Origin of the sequence: Limosilactobacillus reuteri (assembly GCF_020785355.1) — a bacterium.
In the GTDB taxonomy this organism is placed as follows: Bacteria; Bacillota; Bacilli; order Lactobacillales; family Lactobacillaceae; genus Limosilactobacillus; species Limosilactobacillus reuteri_I.
On record NZ_JAJGVH010000061.1, the window covers coordinates 99931 to 116243 of the forward strand.

The 16313-nt window shown below is 38.9% G+C and carries 12 protein-coding genes and 1 tRNA gene; 1 reads left to right on the forward strand and 12 read right to left on the reverse strand.

The genetic code is table 11. The features are described 5' to 3' along the window. Positions 1 to 64 precede the first annotated feature (64 nt). The 3 genes from tpiA to gap all read right to left on the reverse strand — a co-directional run bounded on the left by tpiA (position 65) and on the right by gap (position 3236). Positions 65 to 814, reverse strand: coding sequence for a triose-phosphate isomerase (tpiA, locus tag LMB56_RS02535; protein WP_153702704.1), 750 nt, complete (start codon positions 812 to 814; stop codon positions 65 to 67). A 118-nt stretch (positions 815 to 932) separates the two neighbouring features. Further along, entirely contained in the window at positions 933 to 2138 is a 1206-nt protein-coding gene (locus LMB56_RS02540; RefSeq protein WP_003666439.1) for a phosphoglycerate kinase, read from the reverse strand. 90 nt (positions 2139 to 2228) lie between these two features. Beyond that, positions 2229 to 3236, reverse strand: a complete 1008-nt coding sequence (gene gap, locus LMB56_RS02545) for a type I glyceraldehyde-3-phosphate dehydrogenase (RefSeq protein ID WP_003666436.1) — start codon at positions 3234 to 3236, stop codon at positions 2229 to 2231. 268 nt (positions 3237 to 3504) lie between these two features. Here gap and LMB56_RS02550 point away from each other — a divergent pair. Then, positions 3505 to 3576, forward strand: a tRNA-Arg gene (locus LMB56_RS02550). Positions 3577 to 3739: 163 nt separating this feature from the next. Here the strand turns inward: LMB56_RS02550 and clpP are convergent. The 9 genes from clpP to uvrB form a co-directional block, all read right to left on the reverse strand. Beyond that, positions 3740 to 4333 (reverse strand): ATP-dependent Clp endopeptidase proteolytic subunit ClpP, encoded by a 594-nt coding sequence (clpP, locus tag LMB56_RS02555; protein ID WP_003666435.1) that lies wholly within the window; start codon positions 4331 to 4333, stop codon positions 3740 to 3742. Positions 4334 to 4528: 195 nt separating this feature from the next. Next, complete coding sequence (locus tag LMB56_RS02560) at positions 4529 to 5884, reverse strand: MFS transporter (RefSeq protein WP_153702705.1); 1356 nt, start codon at positions 5882 to 5884, stop codon at positions 4529 to 4531. A 195-nt stretch (positions 5885 to 6079) separates the two neighbouring features. Next, entirely contained in the window at positions 6080 to 6211 is a 132-nt protein-coding gene (locus tag LMB56_RS10380) for a hypothetical protein (protein WP_003666430.1), read from the reverse strand. Between the two features lie 556 nt (positions 6212 to 6767). Further along, positions 6768 to 7709: a DNA-binding protein WhiA gene (gene whiA, locus LMB56_RS02565; RefSeq protein WP_229283643.1), complete on the reverse strand. Its 942-nt coding sequence runs from the start codon at positions 7707 to 7709 to the stop codon at positions 6768 to 6770. A gap of 18 nt (positions 7710 to 7727) precedes the next feature. Further along, entirely contained in the window at positions 7728 to 8714 is a 987-nt protein-coding gene (locus LMB56_RS02570) for a gluconeogenesis factor YvcK family protein (protein ID WP_003667464.1), read from the reverse strand. Positions 8715 to 8729: 15 nt separating this feature from the next. Then, positions 8730 to 9602 (reverse strand): RNase adapter RapZ, encoded by an 873-nt coding sequence (gene rapZ, locus LMB56_RS02575; protein ID WP_301281785.1) that lies wholly within the window; start codon positions 9600 to 9602, stop codon positions 8730 to 8732. Between the two features lie 107 nt (positions 9603 to 9709). After that, positions 9710 to 11041 (reverse strand): APC family permease, encoded by a 1332-nt coding sequence (locus LMB56_RS02580; RefSeq protein WP_012390508.1) that lies wholly within the window; start codon positions 11039 to 11041, stop codon positions 9710 to 9712. Between the two features lie 268 nt (positions 11042 to 11309). Beyond that, positions 11310 to 14174 carry an excinuclease ABC subunit UvrA gene (gene uvrA, locus LMB56_RS02585; RefSeq protein WP_229283642.1) on the reverse strand — a complete coding sequence of 955 codons (2865 nt, stop codon included), beginning with the start codon at positions 14172 to 14174 and terminating at the stop codon, positions 11310 to 11312. 15 nt (positions 14175 to 14189) lie between these two features. Beyond that, on the reverse strand, positions 14190 to 16205 hold the full coding sequence (uvrB, locus tag LMB56_RS02590; RefSeq protein WP_035155089.1) for an excinuclease ABC subunit UvrB: 2016 nt from the start codon (positions 16203 to 16205) through the stop codon (positions 14190 to 14192). Positions 16206 to 16313: the final 108 nt, after the last annotated feature.

Below are 16313 nucleotides of genomic sequence, written 5' to 3' on the forward strand. Positions count from 1 at the left end.
TTTGGAAAGCAATTCCACTTAACATTGTATTATTTTACACAATTAAAAACAAGCATTTAACCGCTTAATGGTGAACTAATTGTAAAAATGTTTCTGGATTTAAGCTCGCCGCTCCGACTAAAACACCATCAATATCATTTTTTGCCATTAGTGCATTAATATTAGAAGTTGTCACACTTCCTCCATAGAGAATTCGAACGTTATTTGCAACTTCATCGCCATACATATCACTAATCGTCTGGCGAATAAGGTAACAACCTTCTGCCGCTTGTTCTGGATCAGCACTCTCGCCTGTTCCAATCGCCCAACTTGGTTCATAAGCAACCGTAACATGACAAATTTCGTCATTGGTCAATCCATGAAGGTCAGCGAGAATTCGGCTCACCACCCAATGAACTTTCTTTCCAGCAACTCGTCGACGCATGGTATCATCACAACAAACAATCGGACATAACCCATTTACTAATGCTGCCTTCACTTTTTTATTAATTAATTCATCAGTTTCATTAAAGTAAGTTCGGCGTTCAGAATGACCTAAAATCACATGATGGATTCCTGCTTGGTATAAAGCATATGGACTTGTTTCACCAGTATAGGCTCCCTCATCCTTATAGTAGCAGTTTTCTGCCATTATTTTTAACGGGGATTCTTCAGCCGCTTTAACCATTGGTACTAAACAAAGAGTAGGAGCAGCAATTGCTGTTTCAAGTTGGTCGGCAGGCGGAAGCTGATTTTTTACCTTTTCGATAAAAGAGACAGCTTCTTGTACATCCTTATGCATTTTCCAATTACCAGCAATAATCGGTACTCTCATTATTTGACCCTCCTATCTACTATTTTATTGTTAATACCAAGATACGGTAAGAGGCTGAGAAAAGCAAAAGTTTTCTCAGCCTCTTACATAAGATTTATAAATAGTAGTTAAACATTAACTATTTGTCAGAAATTGCGGCAATTCCAGGCAATTCGTTACCTTCAAGATAAGTTAATGATGCACCACCACCAGTTGAAATGTGAGTAAGCTTATCAGCAACACCCAATTCCTTAACAGCAGCAGTTGAGTCTCCACCACCAACAATTGTTGTAGCATCTGTTAATGTACCAAGGAATTTACCAATTTCAAGGGTACCCTTAGCAAAGTTTGGCATTTCAAATACACCCATTGGTCCATTCCAAACAACAGTCTTGGCATCTTTTAATACGTTCTTGAACTCTTCAACAGACTTAGGACCAATATCAAGAGCCATCCAACCGTCGTCAATATCACCTTCAACAACCTTTGTATCAGCATCATTGTTGAACTTATCAGCTACTACATTATCAATTGGCAATACAAGCTTGTCGCCAGCTTTATCTAAGATTTGCTTAGCAACGTCAATCTTGTCTTTTTCAACAAGTGAGTTACCAACCTTGATTCCCTTAGCAGCGTAGAATGTATAAGCCATTCCACCACCGATAATAATCTTGTCTGCTTTGTCAAGAAGGTTATCAATAACACCAATCTTATCAGAAACCTTTGCACCACCAAGGATGGCAACAAATGGACGTTCAGGATTATCTACTGCGTCACCTAAGAACTTGATTTCCTTTTCCATCAAGTAACCAGCTGCTGCTTTGCCTGGCATGTTAGTAGCAATACCGACATTAGAAGCATGCTTACGGTGAGCTGTACCAAAAGCATCATTTACAAATACATCACCAAGAGAAGCCCAGTACTTACCTAATTCAGGATCATTACCAGATTCACGCTTTACATATTCGCCATCCTTAACATCTTCGTAACGGGTGTTTTGAACAAGTAAAACATCACCATTCTTCATGTTATCGATAGCATCTTCTAATTGCTTACCTTCAGTAACTGGAACAAATGTTACTGGCTTGTTTAGTAAGTTAGAAAGACGTTCTGCAACTGGACGAAGTGAAAGTCCAGGCTTGTCTTCTTCTTTTTTAATTCGGCCAAGGTGTGAGAATAAGATTGCCCGACCACCATGGTCAATAACATATTTAATTGTTGGTAAAGCCGCAACAATTCGATTGTCGTCACCAACAACACCGTCTTTAATTGGAACATTAAAGTCAACACGCATTAATACTTTCTTGCCTTCTAAAGGAAGGTCTTCAACAGTTAATTTAGCCATTGTATTATGTCTCCTCTTCTCTTGATAAAAAAAGGCGGGCGGAGTAGTCCTCCTCCCACCTTAATCAAATTAGTTTAATTTTACTTCAAATTAAAGAGTAGCAAAGTGAAGTAAAGTCCGAATCATGTTGCTAGTGAAACCGTATTCGTTGTCGTACCAAGCAACAGTCTTAACTAATTGTGAACCATCGTCACCTTCCATAATTTCAGTTTGGGAAGGATCGAATACTGAACCGTATGTTGAACCGATAATATCAGTTGAAACAATTTCATCTTCAGTGTAACCGAATGCTGGGTTAGTAGCCTTCTTCATAGCATCGTTGATTTGGTCAACAGTAACCTTCTTGTCCAAGATTGAAACAAGTTCAGTTAATGAACCATCAACAACACCAACACGTTGTGCGTGACCTGAAAGCTTACCGTTTAATTCAGGAATAACTAAACCAATAGCCTTAGCAGCACCACTTGAGTGAGGAATAGTGTTTACACTTGCAGTACGGTTGTTACGCATCTTCTTACCACGAGGGCCATCAAGGATAGCTTGAGTAGAAGTAAATGCGTGGATAGTAGTCATAGTACCAACCTTAACACCAAATTCGTCATTTAAGACCTTAGCCATTGGTGCCAAGCAGCTAGTAGTACATGAACCAGCTGATACGATAATGTCATCCTTAGTCAAAGTATCAAGGTTAACACCAGGAACAACAGTTGGGATGTTACCAGCAGGTGCTGAAATCAATACACGCTTTGCACCAGCGTCAATGTGTGCTTGTGACTTTTCAGCAGAAGTGTAGAAACCAGTACATTCAAGAACAAAGTCAACACCATCGTTCTTTACCCAAGGAATGTTACGAGCATCGCGTTCAGCGTATACAGGGTATTCCTTACCATCAACAACAATACCAGTATCAGTAGATGTAACTTCACCTGGGAACTTACCATGAGTTGAGTCATACTTAAGTAAGTAAGCCAACATAGAAGGAGTAGTCAAATCGTTGATTGCAACAACTTCAATATCATTTGTGTTAAGTTCGTGAATCCGACGAAATGCTAAACGACCAATACGGCCAAAACCGTTAATACCAATTTTTACAGTCATACTGCAAATTCCTCCTTTAGGAAAAAACATAATTAGTGTACTTGCTTAGTTTATCACATTACATCAGCATCGCAACTCTCAACCATTGTAAGTGACGCAGTGGTAAGGTCTAAGCAATAATACAACTCCTACGATACTTATGATACCATCTTCAAAAAAATTGTCTATTCAATCACAACATTTTTCTGATGTAAGCGTTATTTTAATTAAAATTTTCAAATAATGCTTGCAATTCCTTTTTGTTTAAGATAATATAATATTTGTTGACGCGCCCTTAGTGTAATGGATCGCACGTGAGATTCCGGTTCTCGAGATCCGAGTTCGACTCTCGGGGGGCGCATTGTTTATGCGGCTGTTGAAATTTTTCAACAGCCTTTTTTCATTTCTAATGAAATCTCATTGCCACAAAGATGTTAATTTCCATTCACCTTTTTGATAATTCAAAAAAAGATCTCCATCATTCGAAATAGATCGAATAATTGGAGATCTTTTTATTTATCACTTTACTTTAATTTTGAATTATTTTCCATTACACCATCAAGTAAGCCGTAATCTACTGCTTCTTGTGCTGTCAAGTAATGATCACGTTCAGTATCAGCCTGGATCTTTTCGATAGGTTGACCAGAATTCTTAGCAAGGATACCGTTAAGCATCTTCCGTGTTTTCAAAATTTCAGTAGCAGCAATTTCGATTTCAGTCTGTTGACCTTGAGCTCCACCAGATGGTTGGTGAATCAAAACTTGTGAGTGTGGTAATCCAAAACGCTTACCCTTAGCACCAGATGATACTAATACACTGGCCATAGAAGCAGCCATTCCGATTACAATAGTTTGAACATCAGCCTTGATAAAGTTCATAGTGTCATAAATTGCCATTCCTGAGGTAACAACCCCACCAGGTGAATTAATGTATAAGTAAATATCTTTAGTTGAATCTTGCGCATCAAGGAATAAAAGTTGCGCAACAATTGAATTTGCCATTTCGTCTTCAATTGGACCAGAGAGCATAATAATACGGTCCTTCAGAAGCCGTGAGTAGATGTCATAAGCACGTTCACCACGAGATGATTGCTCAATGACAGTAGGTACTAAATTCATGATATGGCCTCCTTAATAAATTAGCACTCGTTAGTCTTATATGCTAACGGATAATAATACTATACTCGATTGGTCAAAAAAGGTCAAATGTTTTAACTATTATTTAACATTTTTTTGCAAAATATTTTTGACTATCATAAATTAAATCAAAAAAACAAGGCTAAAAATTCTTCAAGGCCTTGTTTTAGTGAAAATTTAATTCTTTTTGTCGGAATCGGCAATCTTTTCAGCACGACGCTCAGCAATAAAAATATAAACTAATAAGATAAATGCTAACGCTGAAGCAGTATATAAAACCATATTACTTGCAAGCCAGCCATATTTAGCTACCAAAATACCAATTAAAGCAGTTGCTAACGTTTCACCAAAAATGTATTGGAAAAAGCCCATAAATCCAGTTGATGAACCTACCGCAAATTTAGGAACTGCTTCATTAACCATTAATCCAACCAATGTTAATGGGGCGTAAATTAAAGTTCCCATAATAAAAAGAACACTTACGATCAAAATGTGACTGGTACTAAAGAAATACGTTGTCAAACAAATAAATAAACCAATTACACATAAAATACAAACAATAGCTCGACGTCCCTTTAATGCATCGGAAATTGCTCCCATAATAATTACTCCAGGAACCGCCGCAAGTTCAAAAATACCCACTAACCATTTTGCAAAATTAGTCGTAAAGCCTTTGGATTCTACAAGATAGCTTGGAATCCAACTCATTATCCCGTAGCGAACTAAGTACAAGGACATTGATGTTAGAGTAATGGCCCACACAACTTTATTCGTCAAAATATATTTAACAAAAATTTGTGGTAAAGTCAGACTCGTCTCTTCTGAATCAGACTCAGTTCCGTTTTCTAAAACAACTTCATCCCCAGTATATTCAGAAATACTTGGCAACCCAACACTAACAGGTCGATCAGCACCAACTAATAATACAAAGGCCGCAATAATCAATGAAACCACTGATGATGTATAAAAGACAGCAGAAATAGAACCAGAAAACATGAACGTTGCTAATTGTACAACGGCAACACAAGCAAAGGCTCCAGCATTATGTGCGGAAGACCAAATCGAGTAAATTGCTCCCCGGTGTTTCTTTCCCCACCATAATTGAACAGAACGTTGACATGCCGCTGCTCCCATCCCTTGAGCAATCGACATAATTAACATTAGAAACATCATCATATATAGGCTACGAGTAGAGCCTAAGCCGAAGTTAAGCAGTGCAGAAATAACCAATCCGGTTGCTAAATAACGGTTAGTATTACTTTTATCACTTAATGCTCCCATAAATAATTTTGAAATCCCATAACCAATCCCAAAACACGAAAGCACCATTCCGATATCAGCCGTGGTAAAACCATACTGCTTCATAATTTCATTTTGTTCGGTTGTGAAAATTAAACGAATAATATAATAGCCAATATAACCGATACAAATTGCAAGCAATACTCCTAACTGATGCCAACGATACGAACTTTCAACCTTATCAGCAGGAACCTTTTTCTTCGCCACTGGAGCTGGTTTTAAAAACTCAAACATACTATTCACCTCTTTTATAAATGACGCTTTCTGTAAGCGCTTACCTATATTTTAACATACAAAATATAGCATTAGTGTATAAAACATTAAAACGTTATTTTTAAAAGAGTCATCTTATTAATTAATGCTTTAGTTTTTTCTTTTTATTAAAAAATAAAAGCTATGCACTGGATTGCATAGCTTTTATAGACTGAATTACTTTTCTTCAGCTGGCTTTTCCTTAGCCCACTTACGAATAGCTTCGATCTTCTTTTCTTTTAATGCTCGCTTGTACTTTGAAGCGATTGGGCGACGGCCTTGTACGCCGTATGGGTGTGCTTTACGCATGTTACTTTGCCTCCTTTAATATTAAACGTAAATTAATTAACGTTCCAATTATACCGGTCATTGTTTTAAAAAGCAAGTCTCCCTTAATTCAAAACAACTATCCCGTGAATGTCATTTCCAAAATTTAACAATTTATCTAACTTTGATAAACGATTATCTTTGCTATTACATTAGTAATTCCAACAATTGAACTATACCAATTTTAAAAAATCTTATGTAAATGTTACTATTACAATAGTTGACTTTTAGACCAATTGTAGTATGATACAAGATGTAGACGAAAGAGAACAAAGGTATAAGGTCAAGGAGGATGTTATAATGTCAGTAAATAAATTAAACGTTTTTAACGTTACCGCCAACTGGAATGAATTAGATCAAGAATGTGCAGCAGCCGAATTAGCGCTAATTAGCGAAAGTATAAACAATAAATAAATTTCACTTAAAGAAAGTAAATTAAGGCAGGGAGAAAGCTTGTTTTTCTCCCTGCCTTAACTGTTTTCACGAACAATAATCTAAGCACCGTTCTATTCTTAGTCCAAGGAGGTCACCCGCAAAGTTATTGTTTAACCTGTGATGCACGCAACTCATCAGCATAAGCATTTAATTTACGTAAGCGATGATTAACACCAGACTTGGAAATCGGACCACCAGGAACTAATTCCCCTAATTCCTTTAGACTAACTTCTTGATGGGCTAGGCGTGTTTCTGCAATTTCACGCAATTTATCAGGTAAGCTGCTAAGCCCTACTCGCGAATCAATGAATTCAATATTTTCAATTTGGCGCGTTGACGCATTCGCAATCTTATTCAGGTTAGCATTTTCACAATTTACTAATCGGTTAACTGAATTCCGCATATCTCGCACAATTCGAATATTCTCAAATTGAAGCATTGAGTTAGTTGCTCCAATTAATGACATAAAATTAGCAATTTTTTCGGCTTCTTTTAAGTAAACGATAAAGCCACTACGGCGTGCAGTTGTCTGGGCATTTAGACCAAACTTATTCATCATCTGAGCAATAATCTCATTATGTTCCTCATAAAGGGAGTATATCTCCAAGTGGTAGCGAGAAGTTTCAGGATTATTTACTGATCCCCCCGCTAAAAAGGCACCTCTTAGATACGAACGGACCATCCATTCATCCTTAAGCAATTCTACGGGTACTTGTTCTTTAATTTGATAATTTTGTAAAATACCAAGATCATCTAAGACATGTTGTGCGTGATAGCGTAAGCGAACTATATATTGGTTATTCTTTTTTAATTTCATTTTACGACGAACCACGATTTCACTTTCTACCCCGTAAAATTGTTTTAATAGTGAATAGATTCGCCGTGCAATTGCTGGGTTTTCGGTCTGAACGTTCAGTACCAACTGGCGGTCAGCAATGCCAATCGACCCGTTCATCCGAATAAGGGCCATCAATTCTGCTTTTGCATTATCCCGATGAACAGTAATTCCCGTTAATTCCTTCTTTACTTCGCTTGCATATGACATCTAGCATCAGTCTCCTAACTACTCGTGAACCTGGTGAATTCGATTCATTAATTCTGCTACAACTTTATCGCGATCATGGAAAGCACCATTGTCTTTTAGCCGCAGAAAATTCGAACTAATTACGCGACAATGCTGTGCTCGTAGCCCTTGGAAATCATGCTTAACTGGTTGAGAAATTTCATTCCATTCTTGAAAATCAAGGTAATTTTCGGGAACCGGTTGAATATTGACTAAGACTGTATTGATAAAATTCTTCCCAAGGTGATGATTTAATACCCGCACATGATCAGCATCGGTAAAGTTATCCGTTTCACCCTTTTGCGTCATAATATTGCAAATATAGACAACTTCAGCCTTACTTTCGCAAACGGCTTGCCCTACTTCAGAAATCATCAAGTTTGGCAAAATGCTAGTAAATAAGCTTCCAGGACCAAGAACAATTTGATCTGCATTCTTTATTGCTGTTATGACCTCGGATACAGGACGAGCGGGATGACCGTCATTATCTTTAGAAGGTGTTACCCAGACTCGTTTAATTTGCTTATGAGCAGCTGTAATTTCCGATTCACCACTTAACTTTGTCCCATCTGTAAATTCAGCATTTAAGGTCAACGGCTCATTGGCAACAGGATAAATATGTCCATTAATCTTCATCATTTCTGACAACTCTTGAACAGCGGTAAAAATACCACCCTTCATTTCAGACAAAGCAGAGATAATTAAATTACCAATCGCATGACCAGCAAAGAACTGATCACTGCTCCTAAATCGGTATTGGAAAATATCAAGTTCGAGATCCGGTAATTCTGATAATGCCACTAAAACATTTCTAATATCACCAGGTGGAACCACATTAATATAGTTTCGTAAAATTCCTGAAGAACCACCATCATCAGCTACTGTTACAACTGCCGTAACATCAACGTTTTGATCTCGCAACCCGCGAAGGACAACCGGTAGACCAGTCCCCCCACCAATTACTACAATCTTTGGTTTATGCAACATAATTAAAACTCCTCTTTACTTTGCCTTCTCAATATCGCGATGGTAAGTATTTACTTTATATCCTTTTTCTTTTAAATCAGCGGATAATTTATTAGCAATAGTTACTGACCGATGTTGACCACCCGTACACCCAATTGCAATTGTCAGACTGCTCTTTCCCTCCTTAATGTAACCCGGAAGAGCAATCTCTAAGAGCGACCGTAAATGCTGGTAAAATTCCTTAGCCAGCGGACTCTGCATAACATAATTTTGAACAGCTGGATCATTTCCCGTTAAGTGCTTTAATTCTGGAATATAGAATGGATTAGGAAGGAAACGAACATCCATTACGATATCCGCATCAAGTGGCAACCCATATTTAAACCCAAACGACATTACTTCAACATAAAAGTCATTACCTTCACCATGTCCGAATAATTTATTAAGCCTTAACTTTAGATTTCGTGGTGTCACATTAGTGGTGTCAATTACTATATCTGCTTGACTCTTAAGATCTGTTGAAAGCTTCCGTTCTAATTCTACCCCATCAAGTATCCGACCTTGTGGAGATAAGGGATGAGAACGTCTTGTTTCCTTATAACGTGAAATTAACGTGACGTCATTAGCATCTAAGAAGAGTAGTTTTACATCTAAATCAGCCCGCTTTTTCAGTTTTTCAAAGTTTGGTAAAACCTCATCGTAAAATCCGCGTGAACGCATATCCATTACCATGGCAATTTTATCAAACTCTCCCGAATCTTCTATCACATCAACAAAACGTTCTGCCAATCTAGGAAGCATGTTATCAATTACGAAATATCCTAAATCTTCTAAGCTATGAACGGCAACGGTTTTCCCCGCACCACTCATCCCTGTAATAATTACTACTTTTAATTTTTTATCTACCATCACTAGTTCCTCTTTTCGCATACAGCTACCCAACTATTCTATCACATCAAGCCGGGTGTGTCTTATTTAAGCAACAAAAAAGGCCAAGTCAAGCTTAGCCTTAAATATTAATGCATCCGTCGTTGATCCATTCGTTTAACAATATATAAGATTGGTAATCCTACGATGACGATTCCAATAAAAAGAATTACACCAGCTGGATCATTCATAACTTCACTTACGAGGACAAAGATCCCACCAGCAATCGCAATAATTGGCACTAAGGGGTAAAGCGGTGTACTGAATGGGCGCGGTCCCTTATTCTTATGTCTTAAAATGAAGATCCCAAAGAATGCTAAAAGATAGAAACAATAAACAGTAAACACACACAAATCTGATAAGTGATCAGGGTCAAAGAAGAACATCATAATCGTTGCAAGAATGATAATAAACATCGTTGCGACTACTGGTGACTTACCCTTTGGCGTGATATATGCGAGATAGCGTGAGAATGGCAAATCATGACGACGCGCCATTGCGTATACAATCCGGGGAAAAGTAATCATTTTCCCGTTTAAAGTCCCCATCATCGAAATAATAATTCCGGCTGACAGCAGTTTTCCTCCAATTGCTCCAAAGGCTTTTACTGCTAAGTATGCAGTTGCATTTTCGCCTAGCCGATGAATAGTGTTAACTGGAAGGAACTTAAGAATCCCGACAGTAATTAAAGTATAAATAATAAGAACAGCAGTAATCCCTAAAATAATAGCTCGTGGCAATAATTTTTGGGGATTTTTCATTTCTCCCCCAAGGTTTGCGATTAAAATCCAACCATCATAGCCAAATAAGGTTGCTAAAACTGCCACCCCAAAACCACCAGTTGATTGGTGAATTTCGGTAACTGTTTGACCAAAAGCATCTTGATGCCCCCAGAACAAACCAAAGATAATAATTGCCGCAATTGGAATCATTTTTCCAGCAGTCGTGATAATCGAAAAAATTGCCCCAACTTTATTTTCAAAAAGATTCATTACTCCAATGGCAATCACTGTAATCACTGCTAAAGGTATCCGCCACTGGGTTCCTAAACCAAAGAAGTTTGCCATTAAAATACTCATAAATCCAGCAACCGAAGCAATAATCGCTGGCCCATAAACAATTACTTGCATCCACCCGGCTAAAAATCCTAAAAGGCGGCCATACAAGTTTTCAATATAGACATATAGTCCCCCGGTATATGGCATTTGGGCACCAATTTCCGCCACTGTTAATCCACCAGTTAAAGTAATAATTCCTCCAAATACCCAGGCTGCAATTGCAAGAGTAGATGTACCAGCACTATCAAGAACAGATCCTTGTTTAAAGAATATTCCCGATCCAATAATTGTCCCAATAACAATCGAAATAGCGGACCAGAATCCAAGCGACCTTTTTAATTCATCTGTTGGCTGTTGATTCATCATCATTCCTCCATTCTTAATATTAGGCAAAATAAAAACCCGGGATATCACCTATTAATGCAATTTGGTCACGCCAAATGATTAATAGAGAACCCGAGTCTGTATAAACCTATTGATTGGGTACACCAAAATCACTCAGCCTTAATAGAGTTAGAGGCTGAGGAGGAAGAAAACTGTTGATTTTGATTATTAAAAAATAACATTTCTTTTCCCTCGTTTCGTGTACTTTGATTTTTATTAGAATACCATTAGAAGAATTAGATTGCAACTACTTTTTTTGCTTAGCTTCTCGTTCTTCTGCCCACTTTTGATCACGTTCGAGCATCTCTTTTAAATATTTACCAGTGTAGCTTCCCTTTACTTCCGCTACTTGCTCTGGCGTTCCGGTGGCGACAACATTACCTCCACCAGCTCCTCCTTCAGGGCCAAGGTCAATTAACCAGTCCGCTGATTTTACAACATCTAAATCATGCTCAATTACTAAAACAGTATTTCCCGCATCGACTAACCGCTGCAGAACAGCTAATAAACGTTTGATATCATCCATGTGCAACCCAGTAGTTGGCTCATCTAAAATATAGAAGCTCTTACCGTGAGACTGACGGTGAAGTTCAGCTGCTAATTTCATTCGTTGAGCTTCCCCACCTGAAAGAGTAGTTGCTGGTTGGCCAAGGTGAACATAACCCAGCCCAACATCTTCAATGGTTTGCAATTTACGTTTAATTTTAGGGATTGCGCTAAAGAAGTCCAGGGCTTCCGAAACAGTCATATTAAGAACCTCAGCAATATTCTTGCCCTTGTATTCCACTTCAAGCGTTTCAGAATTATAACGTGTTCCATGACAAACTTCACATGGCACATAAACATCTGGCAAGAAGTTCATCTCAATTTTAATAATTCCGTCCCCGCGGCAGGCTTCACAGCGCCCACCCTTAACGTTAAAGCTAAAACGCCCCTTAGTATAACCACGCATTTTAGCTTGATTGGTTTGAGCAAATAATTCACGGATGTCATCAAAGACTCCCGTATAAGTTGCAGGGTTGCTTCGTGGAGTACGACCAATTGGCGATTGATCAATATTGATAACTTTCTCAATATTTTCAACTCCACTAATCGACTTGTACTTACCAGGTTTTGCTGAATTGTTATTCAGTTTCTGTGCCAAGACCCTTTTGAGGATCATATTAACAAGGGTTGACTTTCCTGAACCAGAAACCCCCGTTACGCAAATGAACTCACCAAGCGGAAAATCAACTGTAATATCCTTTAAGTTATTTTCCGCAGCTCCTGTAATAGTAATTTTCTTACCGTTACCTACTCTCCGCTCTTGGGGAACCGGAATAAATTTCTTTCCTGATAAGTATTGGCCAGTTAACGACTTCCGCGATCGCATAACCTGCTTAGGAGTTCCAGCAGCCATCACTTGGCCTCCATTTTCACCAGCTCCAGGGCCAATATCGACAATGTAATCGGCCGCGCGCATTGTATCTTCATCATGTTCTACGACAATCAGCGTATTGCCGAGATCGCGCATGGCCTTTAACGATTCAATCAAACGGTCATTATCACGTTGATGAAGTCCAATTGACGGCTCATCAAGAACATACATTACTCCTGATAAATTAGAACCAATTTGGGTTGCTAACCGAATCCGCTGAGCTTCTCCCCCTGAAAGAGTTCGGGCTGAACGACTTAAAGTTAGGTATTCAACACCAACATTTTTCATAAAGGTTAATCGATCAATGATTTCTTTTAAAATCGGCTTAGCAATTTCATTTTTTTGTGCAGAAAGTTTGATGTTCTTGAAGAATTCAAGGGAATCACTAATTGATAAAGCGGAAACTTCACCGATATTTTGCCCATCAATCTTTACTGCTAAAGCCCGCTGGTTTAGCCGATAACCATGACAAACCGGACACGGGAGCTCAGTCATATATTTTCTCATTTGTTCTCTTGTAAAATCTGAGTTAGTCTCCCGGTAGCGTCGGCTAATATTATTGATAACACCTTCAAATGGCACATCGACATCCCGAATGCCTCCAAAGTCATTCTCATAATGGAAGTGGAATGGTGTTTCACCATTACCGTACAAAATCTGTTGTTGCTGCTTTTTAGACAACTTATTGAACGGCGTATCCATATCAATGCCAACCGACTTGCAGAATTGTTCTAACATTTGGGGATAGTATTGCGATGAGATTGGATTCCAGGGAACAATTGCGCCTTCTTTTAAGGTCTTTGTTTGGTCAGGAACTACTAAATCAATATCTACTTCGAGCTTCAATCCTAACCCTTCACATTCTGGGCAAGCACCAGTAGGAGCATTAAAGGAGAATAGCCGTGGCTCTAATTCACCAACTGTAAAGCCACAAATGGGACAGGCATATTGTTCAGAAAATGGAATTGGGTCTCCCCCAATCACATCAGCAATTGCATAACCATCACTTAAGCGGAGAGCTGATTCAAAGGAGTCAAATAGCCGCGACCTAATTCCCTCTTTGATGATGATTCGATCAATCACAACATTAACTGTATGTTTTTTATTTTTATCTAGTTCAGGGACTGAATCAAGGTCATAAGTTTCGCCGTCTACTTGAACCCGGACAAATCCTTCACGCTTAATTGTCTCAAAAACTTTCTTTTGTGTTCCCTTTTTATCACGAACAACCGGCGAAAGAATTTGCAGGCGTGTCCGTTCAGGCAATTCTAGTACCCGATCCACCATTTGTTCTGGTGACTGACTAGTAATTGGAATATTATCGTTCGGACAAATTGGTGTACCAACCCGTGCCCATAGCAAGCGGAGAAAATCGTTAATTTCAGTCACGGTTCCGACCGTTGAACGCGGATTATGGGATGTTGTTTTTTGGTCAATTGAAATTGCCGGAGATAATCCGTCAATTGAATCTACATCTGGCTTATCCATCTGGCCTAAAAATTGCCGCGCATAAGCCGATAAACTTTCCACGTAGCGTCGTTGTCCCTCTGCGTATAATGTATCAAAAGCTAAAGAACTCTTTCCAGAACCCGACAGACCAGTTACAACAACTAACTTGTTTTTCGGAATAGTAATATCAATATTTTTTAGGTTATGAGCCCGTGCCCCATGAATTATGATCTTATCATTTGCCACGAAATAATCCCTCCTCTATTTTTTTGCTTTTGTCTTTAATTCCATTATCGTATCACGAAGCGTAGCAGCTTGTTCAAAGTCAAGGCGCTTAGCAGCAGAACGCATTTGCTCTGTTAATTCATCAAGCATCTTTGCTTGGGCCTCTTTATCCAGCTTTGCAAAATCTTTGTCAGTAAATTCAGCACTATTATCTGTTTCAGTTTCATCCGTTGCTTTCTTAGTAACAGTGATTGCTTCTTGAATTGGCTTGATGATTGTGTGCGGTGTAATGTGATGTTCTTCATTGTATTTCATCTGAATCGTCCGCCGCCGCTTTGTTTCATCCATTGCCTTTTGCATCGAGTCAGTGACAGTATCAGCATACATAATTACTGCCCCGTTTTCATTCCGGGCCGCCCGACCAATCGTCTGAATAAGGGAACGTTCATTACGTAAAAAGCCTTCCTTATCGGCATCAAGAATGGCGACCAAGGATACTTCTGGAACATCCAGCCCCTCCCGCAAGAGGTTAATTCCAACAAGAACATCAAATTTACCAAGACGGAGATCACGAATGATTTGCGTCCGTTCAAGAGTCTTAATATCACTATGAAGGTATTTGACCTTTAACCCCATATCCTTTAGGTAATCAGTAAGGTCTTCGGACATCTTTTTCGTCAGGGTCGTAACAAAAACACGTTCATTTTTCTCAATACGTTTGTTAATTTCACCAACTAGGTCGTCAATCTGTCCCATTACCGGGCGAACCTCGACTGTTGGGTCAAGTAACCCAGTCGGTCGAATAATTTGCTGAGCAACGTGGTCCGTCTGTTCCATTTCATATGGGCCTGGAGTTGCAGACATATATACAACTTGATTAACATGTTGTTCAAATTCTGGTAGTTTTAATGGTCGATTGTCAAGAGCACTTGGTAAGCGGAACCCATAATCAATTAACATTTGTTTCCGCGCTCGGTCCCCGTTATACATTCCCCGTACTTGCGGCATAGTTTGGTGGGATTCATCAACAACTAATAAGAAATCTTTAGGGAAGAAATCCAATAAAGTATAAGGTGGTTCACCGGGCTTTCGACCATCCATATAACGCGAATAATTCTCGATTCCATTGGTGTAGCCCATCTCACGCATCATTTCAATATCATAAGTTGTCCGTTGCTGAATCCGCTCTGCTTCAAGAAGCTTTCCCTCATCAGTAAACTTCTTTACCTGTTTCTTCATATCAGCTTCAATTTGTGGCAATGCCCGATCCATGACTTCTTCATTAGTCATAAAGTGAGTCGCTGGGAAGATAGAAACATGGTCCCGGTCACCAATCACTTCGCCTGTCAGCGCATCAACTTCACGAATCCGATCAATCTCATCCCCGAAGAATTCAATCCGCAATGCCCGTTCATCACGCGACGCCGGAAAGATTTCAACTACATCACCACGAACGCGGAAACGTCCCCGTTGAAAATCAATATCATTGCGATCAAATTGAATATTAACCAGTTCAGTCAACAATCGATCACGTTCAATCTCTTGACCAACACGCAAAGAAAGGACGCTATTTTGGTATTCACGAGGATCCCCTAATCCAAAAATACTAGAAACAGAGGCAACGACAATTACATCATTTCGCTCCAGCAAGGAAGTGGTGGCAGAGTGCCGCAGCTTATCAATCTCATCATTAATTGACGCATCTTTTTCAATATAAGTATCGCTTGATGGAACATATGCTTCCGGTTGATAGTAGTCATAGTAGGAAACAAAATATTCAACCGCATTATGAGGGAAGAATTTTTTCATTTCACCATAGAGTTGCCCAGCTAAGGTCTTATTATGGGAAAGAATCAAAGTTGGCTTATTGACATTAGCAATCACATTTGAGATCGTAAATGTTTTTCCTGTTCCCGTTGCCCCTAATAAGATTTGAGCTTTTTCACCATCTTCAATCCCCTTTGTTAATTGATTAATTGCTTGGGGCTGGTCGCCGGTTGGCTTGTACTCTGACACTAGTTCAAATTTTTTATCTGGTTGCCGGTAAATCAAAAGAATTTCCTCCCTTACGTCGCAGTTAAATAAAATAAAGTGGAATCGCAACTTCATAAATTACCGCATCCCACTTATCACTAACTATTTATTATTTACTGTTATTAG

What these genes read in the sequence shown, in the direction of transcription:
- tpiA (WP_153702704.1), bottom strand. Translation starts at nt 814, where the DNA reads ATGAGAGTACCGATTATTGCTGGTAATTGGAAAATGCATAAGGATGTA.
- LMB56_RS02540 (WP_003666439.1), bottom strand. Translation starts at nt 2,138, where the DNA reads ATGGCTAAATTAACTGTTGAAGACCTTCCTTTAGAAGGCAAGAAAGTA.
- gap (WP_003666436.1), bottom strand. Translation starts at nt 3,236, where the DNA reads ATGACTGTAAAAATTGGTATTAACGGTTTTGGCCGTATTGGTCGTTTA.
- clpP (WP_003666435.1), bottom strand. Translation starts at nt 4,333, where the DNA reads ATGAATTTAGTACCTACTGTCATTGAGCAATCATCTCGTGGTGAACGT.
- LMB56_RS02560 (WP_153702705.1), bottom strand. Translation starts at nt 5,884, where the DNA reads ATGTTTGAGTTTTTAAAACCAGCTCCAGTGGCGAAGAAAAAGGTTCCT.
- LMB56_RS10380 (WP_003666430.1), bottom strand. Translation starts at nt 6,211, where the DNA reads ATGCGTAAAGCACACCCATACGGCGTACAAGGCCGTCGCCCAATCGCT.
- whiA (WP_229283643.1), bottom strand. Translation starts at nt 7,709, where the DNA reads ATGTCATATGCAAGCGAAGTAAAGAAGGAATTAACGGGAATTACTGTT.
- LMB56_RS02570 (WP_003667464.1), bottom strand. Translation starts at nt 8,714, where the DNA reads ATGTTGCATAAACCAAAGATTGTAGTAATTGGTGGGGGGACTGGTCTA.
- rapZ (WP_301281785.1), bottom strand. Translation starts at nt 9,602, where the DNA reads ATGGTAGATAAAAAATTAAAAGTAGTAATTATTACAGGGATGAGTGGT.
- LMB56_RS02580 (WP_012390508.1), bottom strand. Translation starts at nt 11,041, where the DNA reads ATGAATCAACAGCCAACAGATGAATTAAAAAGGTCGCTTGGATTCTGG.